This window comes from Arthrobacter caoxuetaonis (assembly GCF_023921125.1).
Lineage (GTDB): Bacteria > Actinomycetota > Actinomycetes > Actinomycetales > Micrococcaceae > Arthrobacter_B > Arthrobacter_B caoxuetaonis.
This window is the reverse complement of record NZ_CP099466.1, coordinates 1,956,980-1,976,788: the sequence shown is the minus strand read 5'-3', so window position 1 is coordinate 1,976,788 and position 19,809 is coordinate 1,956,980. Positions and strand designations below refer to the sequence as shown.

The following is a 19,809-nucleotide window of genomic DNA, read 5'->3' as shown; positions in this document are numbered from 1 at the left end:
TGAGAGACGGATCCACACGTCTCTGGCTTCATGGGAATGGCGGAGCGTAGTTTTTCAGGGCAATGCATGAGCGCTCCTTTGGAGCCGCTACGCAGGGTGTCGTTCGTCCCCTCCGAGCACCTCTTAGGTACTTCACGGTCTGACTGAATTGGAGGGACGCAACTCAGAGGCCTTCGAGCCTGTACTCGGTGGCTACCACCTGATCTGTCGGCAGTATCTCGGTCCACTCGCTAAACACCGAAAAAGGCTTGCTCCCGAACTCGACACCGCCAGCGAGTGGATCGAATCCGCGAGAGAATACCATCTCTGCAGGGAGTGCGGCCTTTGAATTGACGTCGCTGGGCTCAACAGGGACCGGGGTGAGTGAGTCGGCCTGGTCTTTCGCGATCTTGCCCGCGATCTTCAGAAGCACCTGTTCCATCGTGAGGCCTAAATATTCCGGGGGATCTTGATTCTCATCAAACGGATATGGCTCGTTCAATCCGTCAGAACCAGCGACTTCAGGACGGCGAAGCCAAGCGATCGCATCGCGTTCACGACCTGGGCGAATCGGAAGAACTACTTTCACCCAGGGAGAATTTAGAAACGCGTTGCGGTTGACATCACCGTCGAGCTGAATCAACCAGCCGAGCGAGGCTCCTAACGGAGCGGGGGCAGTTTCCTCAGTAATCAGATAGTAGGGGCGGTGCCCGGTCGCCTCTGTAGCGCTGGACCCAAGTTTGACCTTTCCCAACGCCACAGCCTTGGGCTCGACAATCGTGGTCGGCTGAAATTCTCCCGCCTTCGTGACAGGAACAAGTTTCTGCGTCCGCGGTCGCCACCAGTCTGGTGCGACGAAGTAGAGCATCGACTCAATGTCGAAGAAGTATCGGATGAGTTCAGATGTCACGTGAAAGTCGTCGCTCGCCCAACTCTCCTGCTTGCCGTACAGACGGGAAACAACTTTCCTATATATAACTGATCGTTCCTCCTCCCGCAGGTGCTCGGCATTACGCGGCGTGACCTGCCCCGAGAGCTTGAGTCGCTTGCGCAGTGTTGTGAAGAAGAGCTGTTCCTTCTTTACAGCGACTTCGTCGTCATAAGCTTTTTGGGATTTATCGTTCGCCGCTTCGACTGCGGCAATCGCAGCTGGGGTCGGCTTGTAGATGAAGGTGGCTTCGAACGGGATATTGGGTTTGCCTTCGAAGTTCGCGTAAGTCAGCAGGAGGCGGAATGTGTTGTTGTTGGGGACCGTGCCCGCGGGCGGTGCCTCCAGAGTAAATGTGTGGTCGAACTGGATGATGTCATCCGCCCCCACATCTGGGACGAAGATTCCATGTCCTCCGTGATCCGGTGATGTTGTGTAGGTATTCTCGGCCTCGTCGTCTGCTCCGTGAATAAGGATGAAAGGTACAGCGAGCTGATGTGTCTTGTCCTGATCCTGCGGCGTGGGTTTCACGTCCGGTTCCTTGATGCCGGCGGCAGCCGCGGCGGCCGCCTCATGAACGAACTCGCCGATTCCGAGAGGGTCCCCAGGGTTGTCGACGTAGAGCTGCCAGCAGAGCTGTTGACCGAGATCCTGTACTTGCACGGCCACCTTGCGCATCTTGCGGCTGAGTTCGTAACTGACGAGCCTGTTCGTCGTGTTCTGCAGCACATAACGCCGGCTTGAGGTGTCGGTCGTCTCCGAGACCGTGCGGAACGTGGTCTTGAAGTCCTGTCGAACTTCGCTGGAAAGTTTTGAACTCTGCTCTCGCATGTGCTTGTGTGTTTGTTCCTGCGCTTGTTTCCGGGATGTGTCGAGGTTGAAACTTGCGCTGCCGCTTGCTTGAAAGACTGAGGCGACGCCGCCGCTGGCCGTCGCGGTAGCCCCTAGCTTGACGTCGTTCATGTTCTCGACCTTCACCGCGTCTGACAACTCGTCCTGACCTCCTTCATTGAGCTCGGTCTTTTGAACGGTTTGGACGGATTGTTCAGAAGACTCCTCCACTAGGGTGCGTCTAGTGTTGACCTCGACGAGTTCGACCGTGCCTCCAGGGCTGAGCCAGACGTGGCCCACTGGTGGGCCGAGGAAGCTGCCGAGTTCGAAGAAGTACTCTCGGAAGCGGTGCAGGATACCGATAGGTGAGAGAAAGATATCCTGCGCAGGATGCTGAGCAGAAAGGAACTCGATGGCGGCTGCGGATCTTTCCCATGGCTGCATCGAATGCTCAAAGAGCAACTCAAGTGCGCGGGGTGAGTTCTCTGCAAGATGGCGCAGGAGCCCGGCGGCAGCAACCTCGCGGCTAAGTTCTGCGCCAGGGAGACGCTTGGGGTCTACATCAGAAAGAAGTTCGCCGGTCAGAGAAATCAGCGGTGCGTCATCACCGACTAGCATTCTCTGCCACCCTTCGGCATCTAAGGACTGGCTGCCAGCGTGTGTCACAATAGCGCGTCCGATGCGAGAGCCGGTGCGGTCGGTCATCATCGTCCGCAGCACGTCGGGGACAGGGCTCTCCCGGTTCACTTCAGTTACGTTGCGCAAGTGGCTAGTCGCATTTTCAAAGCGCCTAGCCAGTCCGGCGGCCAGTTCCTCGATTTGCAACCTGCTCCGCCATCCGATAAGCGGCTGATACATGCCGAACAGTTCGCTTGCGTAAGGGAGGGGACGAGAAGGTGGCAATCCTGGAGCAGACCACAGACCATTGGCCCCTTCCGGAACTACATCCGGGATAACGAGTATTTCTCCAATAGGAAGGTCGAAGGGTTCATCAATTCTGTTCGCGACCGCAATAAGCAGGGAACGAGTGGCATCTCCGTAGTAGCTCTCCGCAAGATTGGAGAGCGTATCACCAGCTACGACTTCATGTATTTTCGCCATGGCTGTCTCACATGTCCACGAACTATTAAAGAAGTACCAGCAGGAACAGTACGCCTAAGAGCAACGGTTGGATAGGGAACAGCTCGTATCTTCACTCCCAGGCTGGCCGAACCTATACACAACCGCGGACGGTGGTTCAAATCCTGGACAGCCGGGGTTGCTGAACCAGTTCCCCGCCCTCGCACTGGCCCTGTGCCACGGCCAGTGCGAGGGCGCCAATCATCTTGTATGTATCCTCTCCGTCTGGCGGTGGCGGTTCCGCGCGCTGTTGAGGTTCCGGGCGCCGCCGGGGCCGGAGATTCCGGCGCTGCGGATTCTGCCTCGGGAACGCCCACGGCGCGCGGCGTTCCTACGACGCTAAATGGTCCGGCTGTTGAGGCTGACGATGATCATGAAACAGATATCGACACCGGCTTCGCCGGTCGAGGCGTAGCGGCTGCCAATTGCTCCAGCTGTCGGTTGAGGGCCGGACGGGTCATCTGCCGTGGCGCTTGGGGACCAATACCCCTTCACACCCGGCATGACGGCAGCGACCAGCTAGCCGGGTCCACAACGGCGGCCAGTGGCCTGCCCGAGGTTGCCGGACGGGCAATAGGTTTAGCGGCATGGCTGCACACCGTTGGGACACTGAAACCCCGGATACTCTGACGACCCGTCTGGCGGCGCGGAGGGAGGCGGTGTCAGCCGGTACCGATGGCGTCAACGCCGAGCCGCCTCGCCGCCGGTGGGGTTTTCCGTTTCGGGCGGCAGTACTGGCCTCCTGCCTGCTGTTGGTCGGAGCCATTGCACTGCCGCTGATGGGCGACCGCACACCCCATGAGGCAGTCTCCATCGAGCTCGATGTTCCGGACGCCGGGGAGACATCCGGGACTGGAGAGAGCGGGGACGGCAGCGCGGCAGCAGGGGTTTCCACAGATCCGGAAGAACCTCCGGGCAAGGTCCTGCCAGGAGGCACTCCGGCCGCTGGCAATGCGGGTGAAGGACAAGCCGGAACTGAGCTGGTGGTTCATGTGGCAGGTTCGGTCGTCTCGCCCGGCATCGTCAGGATTCGGCCCGGCAGCCGGGTCGCCGATGCCGTTGAGGCTGCCGGCGGCGCCACCCCGGACGCCGACCTGAGGCTAGTGAATCTCGCTGCCACGCTGGAAGACGGCAACATGGTGGTGGTGCCGGTACAGGGCGACACGGCAGGTGGTGCCGGCGGCTCGCCCGCCGCAGAAACAGGAGTGGCGGGAGCCGTCGCTGATCCGGGCAGCGGGATGGCCGGTGAACTTTCGGGCGATGCGGGTACCGAGGGGGGAACGGTCAACCTCAACACCGCCGGGGAAGCTGAACTGCAGACACTGCCCAGGATCGGTCCGGTTCTGGCAGCCCGCATCGTCGCATGGCGTACCGACCACGGCAGGTTTGCCCGTCCTGAAGACCTGGACGCCGTTCCCGGAATCGGGGAGGCCATGCTGAGCGCTCTCCTTCCACTGGTTACGGTCTAAGCCGCGTGTTCTCCCCGGCCAGGCCATGATCCGCCCCAGTCCCTGGTCCCGTTACATCACAGCCGCGGTGCGGCCGCGTGCGCCGGAAACGGCCGACGGACCTTTCCCCGGGCCTGGGGAGGACGCCCGTACGGACAGCGCAAAGTCATGGGGCAAGGCAACAGGAACACTGGTGGCAGCCGTCTTTCGGGACAGGGACAAGGACAGGGATCCTAAGGCGGATGTTCCGCCGCGGCTGATCGAACTTCGGCTGGTACCCGTGGCTGGAACTGCGTGGGTGGCTGCAGCGGTGGCGATCCGGTTACCTGCGTCCTTCCTTCTCCCCGCAGTTGTCGCAGCGATGACGCTGCTGGTGGTGGTGCTGGCCGCTGCTGCCGTTCTCCACGCGCGGCATGCGGCCTCTGCCACAGGGGATGAACCCCGCCGGCGCAGGGGAGCGAGGGCGGTGCTGTCGATGCTGCTTCCGCCCGTTGCCGTGGCAGTTCTGGTGTCCATGAGCGCCGGGACCAGCCTGATCGACCGGACGGCAGGACCCGTAGGGGAAGCAATTGACCGGGAAGCGGTGATCTCCGGAGAGTTCCGGGCACTTTCCGATGCACGTGCCGGCACCCCCGACCGCTTCAGCGGAAAAGCACGCTATCTCGTGGAAGGGATGCTGCTCAGTTTCACCCGGGAAGGGACGAGATCAGGCGCCGCAGCACCCGTCCTGGTAATTGGCGGCGACACTTACGCCGGGATTCGGCTTGGCGACACGTTCACCACCTCCGGCCAGCTGCAGGCCGCGCGGCCCGGAGACCGGGCTGCCGCTCTCCTGCGGGCGGGGCAGGCTCCTGACGTGGTCCCGGCCAGCGGGCTGTACGGAGTTGCTTCCGGCCTGCGCACCAACTTTGCCGCGCACGCGGCCGGCCTGGGTGAAACAGATGCCGCCGGCCTGCTGCCGGGCATGGTGCTGGGGGACAGGGCCTCCCTCCCAGAGGACCTGGCTGCTGCCATGAAGGACACCGGGCTCACTCACCTCACGGCGGTCTCAGGTGCGAACTGCAGTTATCTCCTGGCGTTTGTTTTCCTGCTGGCACGCATGCTGAAACTGTCCAGGTTCTGGGCGGCGGCTGCAGGGCTGGGCGCACTGGCAGCGTTTGTCCTCATCGTCCGCCCCGATGCCAGCGTGCTCAGGGCAGCCGTTATGGGAACCATTGGAACGGCCGCCGTGCTGAGCGGACGCGGAAAAATGCCCGCCTCGCTCCTCTGCCTGTGTGCCGCCATCCTGCTGGTTGTCGATCCGTGGCTTAGCGGCAGCTATGCCTTCATCCTCTCCGTCTGCGCGACCGCCGGCCTCGTCGTTCTCGGACCGGTTTTCTCTGCTGCCTTGGAACGGTTCCTGCCCCACCCGGTTGCGGTGCTCGCTGCGATCCCGCTGGCGGCGCAAGTGGCGTGCGCCCCTGTGCTTGTCCTGCTGCAGCCCCAGGTACCGATGTACTCATTGCCGGCCAATATGGCTGCGGCGCCCGCGGTGCCGCTGGTCACGGTCCTCGGTATGGCCGCGGTCGTTGTTGCTCACGTTCTCCCCGGGCTGGCACTGCCGTTGGTGTGGACCGCCGGTGCGGGGGCGGGGTGGGTTGCGGCCGTTGCACGGTTTTTTGCCGAAGCACCCGGGGCGCTGCTCCCCTGGATGTCCGGACCGGGCGGTGCGGCAGCCATGGCAGCCGCCAGTGCTGGGCTGGCAGCTGGTATGTTCCGCCTGGTCCGGACGGCGGGAAGCACACCGTACGGGCGCCGCACCGCGGGAGGAGCATCAGGAAAGACAGGAGCAGGAGGAAGGACAGAAACAGGAGCACCAGGGTTTAGGAAACGGGCTTGGGCCGGGGCAGCCTTGCTGCTGGCCGTGGTGTTCCTGGTGATGCGGTGCCAGCCGGATTCCTCCGCACCGGTGCCTCATGACTGGGTGGCTGCGGCCTGCGACGTAGGGCAGGGTGATGCCCTGGCCCTGCGGTCCGGACCGCGGTCAGCCGTTCTGGTCGACGCCGGCCCGGACCCCGCTGCCCTTGATGCCTGCCTGGACCTGCTGGACGTAGACACCGTAGACCTGCTCGTGATCAGCCACGTCCACGCGGATCACTATGGGGGAGCAGCCGGTGCAGGCCAGGACCGGCTGCTGAGGGAACTGGCTTTTTCGTCGGCGGAGCGCCAGACCCCTCCGGAGATTGGCCGGATCGCTGCTGCCCATGGGCTCCAGGCCCTGCGGCTGGAGCAGGGGATGCTGGGGGAATCCGGCAGCGTGCGCTGGGAGGTCCTGTGGCCGCCTCCTGCGGGCCGGGCGGGTCAGGCACCACTGCCATCTGAAAACGACGCCAGTGCCGTGCTGCTGGTCAGGACAGCGGGGATAAACCTTCTGTTCACCGGCGATATTGAGGAGGAGGCCGCCGCGCGGATGCTGCGTTCTAACGACATATTGGGCCGGACGCAAGTCCACGTCCTCAAGGTGGCCCACCACGGCGCCCGCAACGGCGGAACAGCGGTGCCGGCGGCGGTACGGGCTCCATTGGCGTTGATCTCCGTCGGCGAAGACAACACGTACGGTCATCCGGCACCGGAAACCCTTGCAGGACTGGAGGCGTCCGGCAGCGCCGTCGTCAGGACAGACGACCTGGGTACGTTCATCCTGCGACTGGCCGATGCCCGGCTGGTGGTTGAGGAACTGCGGTGAGAAGGCCGGATAGTCCGGCCGTGCCGGGCGAGGAGGTCAGGCAGATTCCGCGGTATTGTCCGGCGCGCGGTCTTCGAGAACGGTACGCAGGTCGTCCATGGCGGCTGCGAACGTCGCTGCACTTGCTTCCGGATCCCCGGCAACTGCGAGCCAGCCGGCACGAAGAACCGAGACTCCGGCGTAGGCCGCATTCGAAGCAAGCACTGCTTCAGCTGCAGGCTGGCCCGGAAGCCGGGCATGCTGCGGATTGGCGATGAGCCAGTCTCGCACAACGTTCATAAGCGCTTCCCCGGCGTCGACGAGCGTGGCGGTCCCCGCATCACGTGCAGCCTGCTCCTTGAGCGCCAGTTCAGTGCGCAGGCGGGCCACGTCGGGATTCACCCTGGCCCGCATCAAAGACTCGGCCATGAGTGCGAACACGCCCGTCGGAAGATCGTTGCCGTGCGGAGCGAGCACATCCGCCGCTGCGGCGCCGGTGAGAACTTCGAGAGGCCGGCCAACGATCGCAGCTTCCCGGGCCGGGAAGTAATTGAAGAAAGTGCTGCGGGAGACCACCGCCTCCCGGCAAATCTCGTCTACCGTCACTCCCGCAAAACCGCGCTCGAGGGCAAACCGCACTGCCGCGAGTTCAAGGCGGCTCTCCGTGTCGCGGCGTTTACGCTCGCGCAGGCCCGTGGCCGGCACCTCCTCCGCCGGCACCGGAAGCTTTAGGATTTCCGCAGGACCGGGAGGGGTGGGCTCCCGCAGGCCGACCAGCGTCCGCAGGGACTCGATGACGCAATGGCAGGCTGCCAGCGGGTCCGGGACCTCGCGCAGCGGGATGCTCCAGCCACCGGTCACCGCCTGCATGGCTGCATAGACAGCAGTGACCGCCAGGGTCGCTTCAACGCGCGGCCTGCCGGGCAGCCGTGCTGACTCGGGATGCGCGGTGAGCCAGGCCTCCGCAGCTTCGGTCAGGTTGTTCTGCACCAGGATCAGTCCGGCCGAATACTGACGGAGGGCGGCGGGCTGCCCAGCCAGCAGCCGCGCACGGGCGGTGCGGAGTTCGGGACCGGTGGCGAAGCTCGCTACGGCCGGGACCACCAGGTCCAGCAGGCCATCGACAGGGGAGCCCGGATGCCCCGACATTGCGCGGTCTGTCTGCTCCGGGGTGGGTGCGGCGATGGTTCGCCCGATAATCGCAGCATCCCGCGACGAGTAGTAGTTGAAAAAGGTGCTTCGCGAAACACCTGCAGCCGAGCAGATCATTTCGACCGTGACGCGGTCAAAACCAAGTTCGAGGGCGGCTTCCACGGCGGCGGCGGCGATGGCCTGGTCCGTCGCCTTCCGCCGGCGCACGCGTGCCGAAACAGGATGTCCGTCTGCGGCCTTGCCCATCGCGTTCCTCTCAATCACTTCGCTACCTTAGCCGGGGGGCGGCCCGGACATAAAAGCAGGCTGAGTGGATGGTGTCCAGGATTTGGCCCCACCCGAGTTTATCCGGACTTCCCGGTAATCCGAGCCGGGCGTGCTTCCCGGTAATCCGACCCGGGCGTGGCCGCAGTGCCGGGACCGGCCGGCCACCGCCCGGCCAGCGGCCCGCGCTTCGGCCGACGTGTGGTTGAAACGACGCTGCTGAGAGTTGGTCCCGGGCGTGCCGCATGGCAATCTTGGGAGTGACCCTCCCCGTTCCCAGTTCAGGAGCAGTGCATCCGTGAATCCGGCCGTACCCAAGAAGTCTTCCGCGAAGCCGGCGGCGGGGACAGTCTCCTGGCGGCAGGCTGCTCCGGCACCGGTTGTCCTGCTCACCGGACCGGAGGAATACCTGGCCGGACGCGCCATGGAGAACATCCGGCTGCAGCAGCGCAGCCAGGCACCTGACACCGAGGTCATCCGGGTCGACGCCGCTGCTTACACTGCCGGGGAACTCACGCTGATTGCCAGCCCTTCGCTTTTTGGTGAAGCCAAGCTCATCGAAGCCAGCAACTTGGCCCACATGAGCGAGGAATTCCTCATTGACACGCTGGCCTACCTTCGGGATCCCGCACCTGACACCGTCTTAGTCCTCCACCACTCGGGCGGCAACCGCGGCAAGAAGCTGCTCGATGCCGTGAAAGCGGCCAAGTCTCCGGTTATCGACTGCCAGCCGTTCAAGAAGGATGCGGACAAGGCTGACTTCGTCACTCAGGAATTCCGCACTGCCAAGCGGCGAATCGACGCCGGGGCTGTGCGGGCCCTGGTCAGTGCGGTCGGTTCCAGCCTTTCCGAGTTGGCGGCCGCGTGCCAGCAGCTCATAAACGATGCACCCGGCGAGATCACCGAAGAGACGGTCGAAAAGTACTACGGCGGCCGGGTTGAAGCTACGGCCTTCAAAGTGGCCGACGCCGCACTGGCCGGGCGCGCGGGCGCAGCCCTGTCCATGCTGCGCCACGCCCTGGCCACGGGCGTGGATCCCGTTCCGCTGGTGGCGGCACTGGCCATGAAGGTCCGCGGCGTTGCCAGGGTCGCGGACCTCCGCGGTTCCTCCGCATCGCTCGCCAAGGACCTTGGCATGGCGCCCTGGCAGGTGGATCAGGCCCGGCGGGACGCCCAGCGGTTCTCCTCCGAGTCCCTCATTAGGGCTGTCCAGGTGCTGGCTGAAGCCGATGCGCAGGTCAAAGGCGCCGGCCGGGACCCGGTGTACGCCGTCGAGCGTGCCGTCACCGTCATCGCACTGGCTGCCTCCGGCCGGTAGCGCAGCCCCAAACGAAGGACACCATGGCTGGGAAAGCACTTGCCGCTCCGCGAATTGGCCGCATCACCCTTCCCGTGCTGGAAGCGGGCGATCCAGAGGGGCTCCGGCCGCACGGGCGTTACGACGGCGAGAGCTACACCGGCGGTGACCTCAGCGGACGCGTCCTTGACGGCATTTCCTTCAGCGAGTGTGAGCTGGTCAGCATCTATGGACACGAGGCCAGTCTTCGGAATGCCCGGTTCCTGGATACCAGGATCGAGCGGTTCAACGCCCCCGTCCTCACCGCGCCCGGCCTGGTTCTTCGCGACGCCGCCGTTGAGGGCTCCCGCATAGGTTCCGCCGAGGCCTTCTCCTCGCAATGGAATTCAGTCCGCATTTCCGGCAGCAAACTCGATTTCCTGAACCTGCGCGGATCGGTGCTCAGGGACGTGTCCTTTAACGACTGCGTCATCGGAGAACTCGATCTCAGCGGAGCCAAACTCACCCGTGCCTCTTTTGAAGGCTCCCGGATCGACACCCTGGTGCTGGACCAGGCAGTCCTTGAACATGTTGATCTCCGAGGGGCAGCGATCCGCGGCATCTCCGGCGTTGGGTTCCTCCGCGGCGCAACTCTCAGCGCGCTGCAGCTGGAAGAGATGGCAGCCATGCTTGCCGACCATCTGGGGATCAGGGTGGAGGGCTAACGCGGGCGTAGAGCCGCAGGGCCCCGCCGGCTGATGGTTTCAGCTGTGCTCCGAGGCCAGCATCCCCAGCAGTTCCAGCTCTTCGGCGCGGCTGAGCCCGGAGCTGCGGGGCCGGTCCAGTCCGCGGTCCCTCTCGTCCTGCAGGACCCGGTCCAGCGTGTGGCTGAGCAGTGCCGGCTCTCCGCCCTCAGCGTGGAAAGCGCTGTTGCTGCGCAGGGCAAAGCCGGCGTCGGCCGCGGGCAGCCACAGCGGCAGCGACCTCGGTCCCGACCAGTACCTTACGTTCCTGCCCAGCAGCCAGGCCTCCGGCGCGATGATCATTTCACCGCTGAAACCGGCGGCTTCGGCAGCGAGCTCCAGGACTTCGCGAAACGGGTGGCTGTCTCCCGTGGCGTTGAATACCCCGGTCAGTCCGCGGGCCCCCGCAGCTGCCAGCCAGGACGCCAGGTCACCGGCCTCCAGGACCTGCACCGAGAATTCATCGAGTTCCGGCACCAGGACCGGACCACTGCCGGCCAGCGCGAAGCGGGCCGGCCAGTAGCCAAAGCGGTCGCTCGGATCTCCCGCTCCGGCAAGGAGCCCGGGCCGGATGATCAGCAGCCGGTCCCCGAGCGCCTGGGAACTGAGACGCTCAGCGGCGGCTTTTGCCTGGGCATAGTCTTCCGCCCCGACGGACTCCACCAGCGCGGCAGACTCATCCGCGCCGGGAACCGAATCGTCAGCGTAGACAGAGACGGAGGATACGAGTGTCCAGTGGGCTGCCGTCGGGCCGAGTGCCCGCAACGCGCCGGAGACAAGCGTGGCCTCGTACGCCAGTTCGATCACTTCGTCCCATGGCTGGCCTTCCACTTCCGTGTAAGCGTCCGGCAGCAGGCGGTCCCTAACAATGAGTTCAGCGCCGGCGGGCGGGGTTCCCGAGGTGCCGCTGGAGAGGCACGTTACGGCGTCGCCCCGGTCCAGCAGCTGCCGGGCGATTTCCCGGCCGAGCCAGGCTGTCCCTCCGAGAATCAGTACTCTGCGCATGGAGCCAGTAAAGCACTGCGGGACTGAGGTGGGGGAGGCGGGTTGTGCACGACTTTAAAGCAGTGTGGCCGGCCCCGAAGGACCGGCCACACTGGTAAGACTAAGAATTCACCGCTTAGAGCGCGTTGACCTTCTTGGAGATGGCCGACTTGCGGTTAGCCGCGTTGTTCTTGTGGATAACGCCCTTGCTGACAGCCTTGTCCAGCTTGCGGGTAGCAGCCTGGAGTGCTGCCTGAGCGGCATCCTTGTCAGCAGCGGTGACAGCGGTATCCACGTTGCGGATCAGCGTCTTCAGCTCGGACTTCACCGAGTTGTTGCGCTGGCGCGCCTTCTCGTTGGTGAGGATGCGCTTCTTCTGGGACTTAATATTGGCCACTTATAAACTCTCTTTGTATTGCGGACTTGGTCGGTGAGGGAATTTCAGACCAGACATTGACTGAGCGGCGTGGGGATACCGTAATGGCGCCCGGCCTGAAGTGCCCGTCGACCTGCGCGGACACACAGCAATAAATGTTAGCAGAACTTTGGCGCGGATGCGTGATCCGCACAGCAGTCCGGCTCCGGACGGAGGAAAGCTATCGGCGACGCGCGGCGAGGCGTGCAGCCACTTTCCCGAACACTGCACGGTCGACGACGGCGCCCTGCCGCCGGATCGCTGACGGGTCCAGCTGCAGGACCCGGTCGAGCTTCACTTCGCTGGGACGGCCACGGCTGTCCCACGGGCCGGATCCGATGTCGAGGTAGTCCGGATCAGTTTCCGCCGAGTTGTTGCGGTCCCGCGTGGTCATCATCAGCGCCAGCAGCTTCTCCCCGTGCCGGCCGATGAGAAGCACCGGACGGTCCTTGCCCTGGCTCGGATCATCTTCGTACGGGACCCAGGCCCAGACCACCTCACCGGGATCGGGCCTCCCGTCCGGGTGGGGGTCGTAGACGGGGGAGAGCGGGCCCTGGTAATCACCGGGTCCACTCCGGGCGGCGCTGGTGGAGGCCTGTACCGGCGCCGAAGCCGGCACGCGGCGGGAGGTCGGGGCGGGCGGTGCCGGGCGGGTCGGACCGGGGGAAAGGTGCCGTGCTGCCCGCAGTGCCATGCGGGCGAGTCCGAGGAGGTTTCGGGAGGAAAAAGCCATGCCTGCATCTTAGGCTTCACGGCCTGCGCCGGAGTTCGGGACCGGCAGGCCAAACGTGGGAGACTGTTAACTTAGAAACGAATCCACTCCGAACAATCCCTGCGCAAGGTCCAGGACAACCCGCCCTCCGGGCAGCACAACAGCTGCAGTGCGGGGTTTATGGACGGCCGGCGCAAACAGTAAAGGAACCGCCACAGTGTCACCTCTGGCCCGCTTCTCACCGGTGCCTGCCGCGACGGATCCGGCGATCATCAGGAACTTCTGCATCATCGCCCATATCGACCATGGCAAGTCCACCCTGGCTGACCGCATGCTCCAGCTCACCGGGGTTGTCCAGCAGCGCGACATGAAGGCGCAGTACCTGGACCGCATGGACATCGAACGCGAACGCGGGATCACCATCAAGTCCCAGGCCGTGCGGATGCCCTGGGAACTGGACGACACGTCCTACGCCCTGAACATGATCGACACCCCGGGCCACGTGGACTTCACTTACGAGGTGTCCCGGTCACTGGCAGCCTGTGAGGGTGCAGTGCTTCTGGTCGACGCCGCCCAGGGCATCGAGGCCCAGACGCTGGCCAACCTCTACCTGGCGATGGAGAACGACCTCACCATCATTCCGGTCCTGAATAAGATCGACCTCCCGGCAGCGCAGCCGGAAAAGTACGCCGAGGAGCTGGCGCACCTGATCGGCGGTGATCCGGCGGACGTGCTGAAGGTCTCCGGCAAGACCGGCGTCGGCGTTGAAGCCCTGCTGGACCAGATCGTCCGTGACATTCCCGCACCGGTCGGCGACCCCAACGCACCGGCACGCGCCATGATCTTCGATTCGGTCTACGACACCTACCGCGGCGTGGTCACGTACGTTCGCGTGGTTGACGGCAAGCTCTCGCCCCGCGAACGCGTGCAGATGATGTCCACCCGCGCCAGCCACGAACTGCTGGAAATCGGTGTCAGCTCGCCGGAACCCACACCCTCCAAGGGCCTGGGTGTCGGCGAGGTGGGTTACCTCATCACCGGCGTGAAGGACGTCCGGCTCTCCAAGGTTGGTGACACGGTCACCAACCTCGCCAAACCGGCAGCCGAATCGCTGCCCGGCTACGCCGATCCCAAGCCAATGGTGTTCTCGGGGCTTTACCCGATCGACGGCGCCGACTATCCGGTGCTGCGCGATGCGCTGGAAAAACTGATGCTCAACGACGCCGCGCTGGTATACGAACCCGAGACCTCGGCGGCACTGGGCTTCGGTTTCCGTGTGGGTTTCCTTGGCCTGCTGCACCTGGAAATCACCCGCGAACGGCTCGAGCGCGAGTACAACCTGGACCTCATCTCCACCGCACCGAACGTGGAGTACGAGGTGACGCTCGAGGACAACAAGGTGGTCACAGTGACCAACCCGAGCGAGTACCCGGAAGGCAAGATCAAAGAGGTCCGCGAGCCGATGGTGTCCGCGACCATCCTGGCACCGAACGAATTCGTTGGCGCCATCATGGAGCTGTGCCAGGCCCGCCGCGGCGTCCTGGGCGGCATGGACTATCTCTCTGAGGACCGGGTCGAGATCCGGTACCGCCTGCCGCTGGCCGAAATCGTCTTCGACTTCTTCGACATCCTGAAGTCCAAGACACGCGGTTATGCCTCGCTGGACTGGAAGGCCGACGGCGATCAGGTGGCCGACCTGGTCAAGGTGGACATCCTGCTCCAGGGTGAGCAGGTGGATGCTTTCAGCTCCATCACCCATAAGGACAAGGCCTACTCCTACGGCGTCATGATGACCGGAAAGCTCCGGGAGCTGATCCCGAGGCAGCAGTTCGAGGTGCCGATCCAGGCCGCCATCGGCTCGCGGATCATTGCGCGTGAATCCATCAGGGCCATCCGCAAGGACGTGCTTGCCAAGTGCTACGGCGGCGATATCAGCCGTAAGCGCAAGCTGCTGGAGAAGCAGAAGGAAGGCAAGAAGCGGATGAAGATGGTGGGTCGCGTCGAGGTTCCCCAGGAAGCCTTCGTCGCCGCACTGTCCTCCGACGAGTCCAAGGACAAATCCAAGAAGTGACTCCCAGCGCATTGCCCCTCGGGGATCCCGCGCCAAAGGACGGAATCCTGCCGGCCCAGGCTGCCACCGAGGCAGCCGGGCGCCGGTTCGGTCTCTACGTCCATATCCCGTTCTGCGCCGTCCGCTGCGGCTACTGCGATTTCAACACCTACACCGCCACGGAACTTGGCGGAGGTGCCTCGCAGGTTGAGTACGCGGCGACGGCGCAGCAGGAAGTGCGTTTCGCCGCCGGTGCCCTGAAGGCCTCCGGCGTTCCGCACCGGCCGATCGAAACTGTCTTCTTCGGCGGAGGAACACCGACCCTGCTGCCGGCCGAAGACCTGGCAGCCATCCTTGGCACCGCCGTCGAACAGTGGGGACTCGCCCCGGGCGCCGAAGTGACCACCGAAGCCAATCCGGATTCAGTCACGCCGGAATCGCTGCAACTGCTCGCTGCCGCCGGATTCACCCGGGTGTCCTTCGGGATGCAGTCCGCCGTCCCTCATGTGCTGGCGGTCCTGGACCGGACGCACACGCCGTCGCGGGTGCCGCAGGCCGTGAAGTGGGCGCGCGACGCCGGCCTCAAGGTGAGCGTGGACCTGATCTACGGCACACCGGGGGAGTCCCTGGCTGACTGGAAACACTCCGTTGAGGAAGCGCTCAGCTACGAACCGGACCATATTTCGGCCTATGCCCTGATCATCGAAGACGGCACCAAGCTGGCGGCACGGATCCGCCGCGGCGAGATTCCGCCCATCGACGACGACGACCATGCGGACAAATACCTGCTGGCCGATGAACTCTTCGGAGCAGCTGGACTCGGCTGGTACGAGGTCAGCAACTGGGCGCGGACGCCGTCGGATGAATGCCGGCACAACATGGCGTACTGGCGCAGCGATGACTGGTGGGGTGTAGGTCCCGGTGCACACTCGCACGTCGGCGGTATCCGCTGGTGGAACGCAAAGCACCCCACTGCCTACGCAGGCCGGATCGCGGCGGGGGAATCCCCTGCAGTCGGCCGGGAAACGTTGGATGCGGACACCCGTTACCTCGAAGACGTCATGCTCCGCGCCCGGCTTGCCGAAGGAATTTCCCGTGACCGGCTGCGCCCGGAGGGCCGCCTTGCGGTGGCCGGACTCATCGCCGACGGCTTGGTTGATCCCCGGGCGGCCATAGCCGGAACCGTCCTGCTGACGCTGAAGGGGCGCCTGCTGGCTGACGCCGTCGTGCGCCGCCTGCTGCCCTAAGCCCGCCCAACACGGCCCGCCCGCCCAACGCAAAGACCCGCCGTCCCCTCAAGGGACGGCGGGTCTTTTTGGTGCGGTGGGTCTTTTAGTGCGCGGCCGGAGCCGTCAGCGCTGGATGCGTCAGCGGATCCGGCGCAGGTTGAAGCGGTAGCGGTACGGACGCCCGCGGTTGCATTCGATGCCCGCAATGACCGAAGCCACGGCGACGGCAATCCAGATAAGGGCATTGAAGACCGCGAAAAAGCCGCCCACGACGGGGATGAAGGACAGCAGCCAGGCCACCAGCGCCAGGATGGTGGGAGGCAGGGTAAAGTTCAGCGCTTCCTTGGATTCCTGCGCAGTGAACGGGCCGCGGTCGCGGAAGACCAGGTAAATGATGAGGGACGGCACAAAGCCCAGGATGCCGCCGAAATGGGACAGCGTGGCCCACTGACGGTCTTCGGAAGCAGTCAGCGGAAGGGCATTGGCGGGTGCACCCTGGTAGTCCGGGCGCGCTGGGGAACCGTGGTTTTCCGGTCGCTGCGGATGGTTCTGGCGTGTGTTGGACACAGTTGCATTCCTTTAACTCTCAGATGACGCAGGGTTCGCACCCACGGGTACCTGTTGTTCATCAAGGGTACTGGGTTCAGCGGCGTACACAGGCAAACACACCTGCGGCGGAGCGCCGCAGCGGGCGGAGAGCGCCGCGGACGGCTGTCGCGCTAGGGCACGGTGAGGAAATCGATGACCTCTTCGACCCGCCCCAGGAGGGTCGGCTCCAGATCCGCATAGGTCCGCACGGCGCCCAGGAGTTTCTTCCAGCCCATGGCGACGTCGGTGTGATCACGGTGCGGCCAGCCGAGTCCTTTCAGGATGCCGGTCTTCCAGTCTTCCGAACGCGGGACCACGGGCCAGGCCTGCAGACCGATGACGTGGGGTTTGATCGCCTGCCAGACGTCTACGTAGGGATGGCCAACGATCAGGACGTTCGCTGCCGCACCGGGAACGGCCATCGCTGCGGCCGCGATCCTGGATTCCTTTGACCCCGGCACCAGGTGGTCCACCAGGATTCCCAGCCGCCGTCCTGGCCCGGGGGAGAAGTCCCGCACCGCCGCAGCCAGGTCATCCACGCCGTGGAGGGGCTCGACGACGATGCCTTCAACGCGCAGATCGTCTCCCCAGACTTTTTCCACCAGCTCAGCGTCGTGTTTGCCCTCAACCCAGATGCGGCTGGCCCGCGCGGTCCGGGCCCGCTGGTTCGCGACGGCGACCGAGCCGGACGCCGTTCGCTGCACTGTCGGGGCTGAGGACTTTACTGCCGGAACCACTTCCACGGGTTCGCCTTCAAGGAGGAAGCCGAAACCCAGTTCAAAGGATTTAGTGCGACCCCGGGCGTCTTCAAGCACCATGAGGTACAGGCCCCCGGACTTTTCCGTCCGCAGGACGGCGCCTACCCAGCCGGTTTGGACATCTTCCAGCACAAGGCCCTTCTCGGCGCCGACCTGCCGGAGCGCTTTCCGGACCGGGGCAGAGATATCCCTCGGTCCCCATTCAAAGTTCGGCACGGGGTTTCCTCGTTCCTGGACACGGGGCGGAGCGCCGGCGGTCTCGCAGGCACGGGAGATTCAATGCTAGCAACGGCATCGGAACGTATTAGACTTAGCACTTGAGTATGCCGAGTGCTAATCCGCGCGAAAGTGCCGCAGGAGCTTCAACGAGGGAGGGAAAACCATGAGTGAACCACGACGGCTCGAGGTGCTCCGGGCCATTGTTGAAGATTATGTCCATTCCCGGGAACCTGTGGGTTCCAAGGCCCTGGTAGAGCGGCACCAGCTCGGCGTCTCCTCCGCCACCATCCGCAACGACATGGCGGTCCTCGAAGAAGAGGGCCTGATTGTTGCGCCGCATACTTCTGCCGGACGCATCCCGACTGACAAGGGGTACCGGCTCTTCGTTGACCAGCTATCGGACCTGAAGCCGCTGTCGAGCGCCGAACGCCGTGCCATCCAGAACCTGCTTGAGGGCGCCGAGGACATTGATGACGTCCTGGACCGGACAGTGCGCCTGCTGGCCCAGCTGACCAACCAGGTCGCCGTCGTCCAGTACCCGCATCTGGGCAACGCCAAGGTGCGGCATATCGAGTTCGTCCTGCTGGCACCGGCACAGGTGCTGGTAGTCCTGATTTCCACCACGGGCCGGGTTGAGCAGCGGGTCATCACCGTTCCCTCCCCGGTCACCGAGCCTGCCCTGCACGAACTCCGCCAGCACTTCCTGCAGGGACTGGCCGGAACCACCCTGACGCGTATCACCAGCCACCTCGCCGACTGCCTGGCAACGGTGCCGGTGCAGCTGCGCGGCACCGCGGGGGCGCTCGGCCGCTGCCTGGAACAGCTTGCGGGCATCAACCGCGAGGACCGGATGGTCATGGCAGGAACGGCGAACCTGGCCCGTGCCACCGGAGATTTCCCGTTGACCATCGGACCGATCCTTGAAGCACTTGAGGAACAGGTGGTCATGCTCCGCCTGCTTTCAGAGATGGAGCAGGACGCCAGGGGCGTCTCCGTCCGCATCGGTTCGGAGAACCCCTACGGCTCTCTCTCCGAGGCCTCCGTGGTAGCCACTGGGTACGGCCCGGACGCGTCCGCTATGGTAGGAATCCTTGGTCCCACACGAATGGACTATCCCAATACCATGGCTGCGGTCCGCGCCGTCGCCCGCTACCTTTCCCGGGTCCTGAACGAGTGACCCGGAGCGGCAGCCCCTCGGGGTGCCGTCGAAAAGACAAAACCCGCCCCTATAACGGGGTACGCAATACAGGAAGCGATGTGCACGAGTGAGTGATCACTACCAGGTACTCGGCGTCAGCCGGGATGCCACCGGCGAGGAAATCAAAAAGGCGTACCGCAAGCTTGCCCGCAAGCTGCATCCTGATGTCAACACCGCTCCCGGAGCCGCTGACGAGTTCAAGGCAGTGTCCCACGCCTACGAAGTCCTCTCCGACCCGCAGAAGCGGCGGATCTATGACACCACCGGCCAGGAGAACGGCACCGACAACGGTTTCGGCGGCGGCTTCAGCGGCCAGGGCTTCGGCTTCCAGGACATCTTCGACACGTTCTTCGGCGGCGGCGCCGGCGGCGGGCGGGGACCGGCTTCGCGTACCCGCCGAGGCCAGGACGCGCTCATCAACGTCCGCATCGACCTGAAGGACGCCGTTTTCGGCACCAACAAGAAGATCGACGTCGAAACCGCTGTCCTCTGCCCAACCTGCGACGGTTCGTGCTGCCAGCCCGGCACCTCCCCGCGCACCTGCGATATCTGCCACGGCACGGGTCAGGTCCAGCGTGCGGTCCGGTCCATCCTCGGCCAGGTCATGACCACTGCTCCCTGCGGTTCCTGCCAGGGGTTCGGCACCATCATTCCCGACCCTTGCCACGAGTGCGCCGGGGAAGGCCGGGTCCGCAGCCGCCGCACGCTGACGATCAAGGTCCCCGCCGGCGTGGCCACAGGCACCCGCATCCAGCTCAGCGGCCAGGGTGAGGCCGGCACGGCCGGCGGGCCCCAGGGTGATCTCTACGTGGAAATCCGCGTCAACGCGGATCCGGTGTTCGTCCGGGAAGGCGACGACCTGCATGCAACGCTGACCGTCCCCATGACCGCGGCAGCGCTGGGAACGGTCATCACCATGGAAACGTTCGACGGCGCCCGGGAAATCAGCATCAAGCCGGGCACCCAGTCCGGCGAAGTGACCACCCTCAAGGGCCTGGGCGTCACCCACCTGCGCGGCTACGGCCGAGGGGACCTGATGGTCCACGTCCAGGTCGAGACGCCGCAGAAGCTCGACGCCGAGCAGGAAGAACTCCTCCGCCGGCTCGCCGAACTGCGCGGCGAACAGTTCGCCGAAGGCCGCGTCGGGGGCACCAGCAGCCCGGGTGTCTTCGCCAAGCTCCGCGACCGCCTCGGCAACCACTAGCCGCAGAC

At 64.7% G+C, this 19,809-nt stretch carries 15 protein-coding genes; 8 read left to right on the top strand and 7 right to left on the bottom strand.

The annotated features are described in order from the left end of the window. Positions 1-163 precede the first annotated feature (163 nt). Positions 164-2,839, bottom strand: a complete 2,676-nt coding sequence (locus NF551_RS09020; protein ID WP_227895764.1) for a LysM peptidoglycan-binding domain-containing protein — start codon at positions 2,837-2,839, stop codon at positions 164-166. A gap of 605 nt (positions 2,840-3,444) precedes the next feature. On the opposite strand from NF551_RS09020, the gene NF551_RS09015 reads away from it, so the two are divergent. After that, on the top strand, positions 3,445-4,326 hold the full coding sequence (locus NF551_RS09015) for a ComEA family DNA-binding protein (protein ID WP_227895765.1): 882 nt from the start codon (positions 3,445-3,447) through the stop codon (positions 4,324-4,326). A gap of 172 nt (positions 4,327-4,498) precedes the next feature. Continuing rightward, positions 4,499-7,030: a ComEC/Rec2 family competence protein gene (locus tag NF551_RS09010; RefSeq protein WP_227895766.1), complete on the top strand. Its 2,532-nt coding sequence runs from the start codon at positions 4,499-4,501 to the stop codon at positions 7,028-7,030. 36 nt (positions 7,031-7,066) lie between these two features. Here NF551_RS09010 and NF551_RS09005 read toward each other — a convergent pair whose 3' ends face one another. Further along, positions 7,067-8,425 (bottom strand): TetR/AcrR family transcriptional regulator, encoded by a 1,359-nt coding sequence (locus NF551_RS09005; protein WP_227895767.1) that lies wholly within the window; start codon positions 8,423-8,425, stop codon positions 7,067-7,069. 298 nt (positions 8,426-8,723) lie between these two features. Between NF551_RS09005 and holA the strand changes: the two genes are divergently transcribed. Together holA and NF551_RS08995 are read left to right on the top strand one after the other, a co-directional pair. Beyond that, entirely contained in the window at positions 8,724-9,743 is a 1,020-nt protein-coding gene (gene holA / locus NF551_RS09000; protein ID WP_227895768.1) for a DNA polymerase III subunit delta, read from the top strand. Between the two features lie 23 nt (positions 9,744-9,766). Then, positions 9,767-10,426, top strand: a complete 660-nt coding sequence (locus NF551_RS08995) for a pentapeptide repeat-containing protein (protein ID WP_227895769.1) — start codon at positions 9,767-9,769, stop codon at positions 10,424-10,426. 39 nt (positions 10,427-10,465) lie between these two features. Here the strand turns inward: NF551_RS08995 and NF551_RS08990 are convergent, their stop codons facing one another. The 3 genes from NF551_RS08990 to NF551_RS08980 form a co-directional block, all read right to left on the bottom strand. Further along, a complete protein-coding gene (locus NF551_RS08990; RefSeq protein WP_227895770.1) occupies positions 10,466-11,449 on the bottom strand; it encodes a Rossmann-fold NAD(P)-binding domain-containing protein in 984 nt (327 codons plus the stop codon). A 115-nt stretch (positions 11,450-11,564) separates the two neighbouring features. Then, positions 11,565-11,825 carry a 30S ribosomal protein S20 gene (rpsT, locus tag NF551_RS08985; RefSeq protein ID WP_227895771.1) on the bottom strand — a complete coding sequence of 87 codons (261 nt, stop codon included), beginning with the start codon at positions 11,823-11,825 and terminating at the stop codon, positions 11,565-11,567. 199 nt (positions 11,826-12,024) lie between these two features. Next, positions 12,025-12,576, bottom strand: a complete 552-nt coding sequence (locus NF551_RS08980) for a type II toxin-antitoxin system PemK/MazF family toxin (RefSeq protein WP_227895772.1) — start codon at positions 12,574-12,576, stop codon at positions 12,025-12,027. A gap of 196 nt (positions 12,577-12,772) precedes the next feature. On the opposite strand from NF551_RS08980, the gene lepA reads away from it, so the two are divergent. Together lepA and hemW are read left to right on the top strand one after the other, a co-directional pair. Beyond that, a complete protein-coding gene (lepA, locus tag NF551_RS08975) occupies positions 12,773-14,626 on the top strand; it encodes a translation elongation factor 4 (RefSeq protein WP_227895773.1) in 1,854 nt (617 codons plus the stop codon). Beyond that, positions 14,623-15,852: a radical SAM family heme chaperone HemW gene (gene hemW, locus NF551_RS08970; protein ID WP_227895774.1), complete on the top strand. Its 1,230-nt coding sequence runs from the start codon at positions 14,623-14,625 to the stop codon at positions 15,850-15,852. Before lepA ends, hemW begins: the two co-directional genes overlap by 4 nt. Before the next feature lie 120 nt (positions 15,853-15,972). On the opposite strand, the gene NF551_RS08965 is transcribed toward hemW, so the two are convergent. Both NF551_RS08965 and NF551_RS08960 read right to left on the bottom strand, forming a co-directional pair. Beyond that, positions 15,973-16,401 carry a DUF4870 domain-containing protein gene (locus tag NF551_RS08965; RefSeq protein ID WP_227895775.1) on the bottom strand — a complete coding sequence of 143 codons (429 nt, stop codon included), beginning with the start codon at positions 16,399-16,401 and terminating at the stop codon, positions 15,973-15,975. Between the two features lie 152 nt (positions 16,402-16,553). Further along, positions 16,554-17,396, bottom strand: coding sequence for a DUF3097 domain-containing protein (locus tag NF551_RS08960; protein WP_227895776.1), 843 nt, complete (start codon positions 17,394-17,396; stop codon positions 16,554-16,556). Between the two features lie 166 nt (positions 17,397-17,562). Here NF551_RS08960 and hrcA point away from each other — a divergent pair, with 166 nt between their 5' ends. Both hrcA and dnaJ read left to right on the top strand, forming a co-directional pair. After that, on the top strand, positions 17,563-18,576 hold the full coding sequence (hrcA, locus tag NF551_RS08955) for a heat-inducible transcriptional repressor HrcA (RefSeq protein WP_227895777.1): 1,014 nt from the start codon (positions 17,563-17,565) through the stop codon (positions 18,574-18,576). Between the two features lie 88 nt (positions 18,577-18,664). Further along, entirely contained in the window at positions 18,665-19,801 is a 1,137-nt protein-coding gene (gene dnaJ, locus NF551_RS08950; RefSeq protein WP_227895778.1) for a molecular chaperone DnaJ, read from the top strand. Positions 19,802-19,809 lie beyond the last annotated feature (8 nt).

What these genes read in the sequence shown, in the direction of transcription:
- NF551_RS09020 (WP_227895764.1), bottom strand. Translation starts at nt 2,839, where the DNA reads ATGGCGAAAATACATGAAGTCGTAGCTGGTGATACGCTCTCCAATCTT.
- NF551_RS09015 (WP_227895765.1), top strand. Translation starts at nt 3,445, where the DNA reads ATGGCTGCACACCGTTGGGACACTGAAACCCCGGATACTCTGACGACC.
- NF551_RS08995 (WP_227895769.1), top strand. Translation starts at nt 9,767, where the DNA reads ATGGCTGGGAAAGCACTTGCCGCTCCGCGAATTGGCCGCATCACCCTT.
- NF551_RS08990 (WP_227895770.1), bottom strand. Translation starts at nt 11,449, where the DNA reads ATGCGCAGAGTACTGATTCTCGGAGGGACAGCCTGGCTCGGCCGGGAA.
- NF551_RS08980 (WP_227895772.1), bottom strand. Translation starts at nt 12,576, where the DNA reads ATGGCTTTTTCCTCCCGAAACCTCCTCGGACTCGCCCGCATGGCACTG.
- hrcA (WP_227895777.1), top strand. Translation starts at nt 17,563, where the DNA reads ATGAGTGAACCACGACGGCTCGAGGTGCTCCGGGCCATTGTTGAAGAT.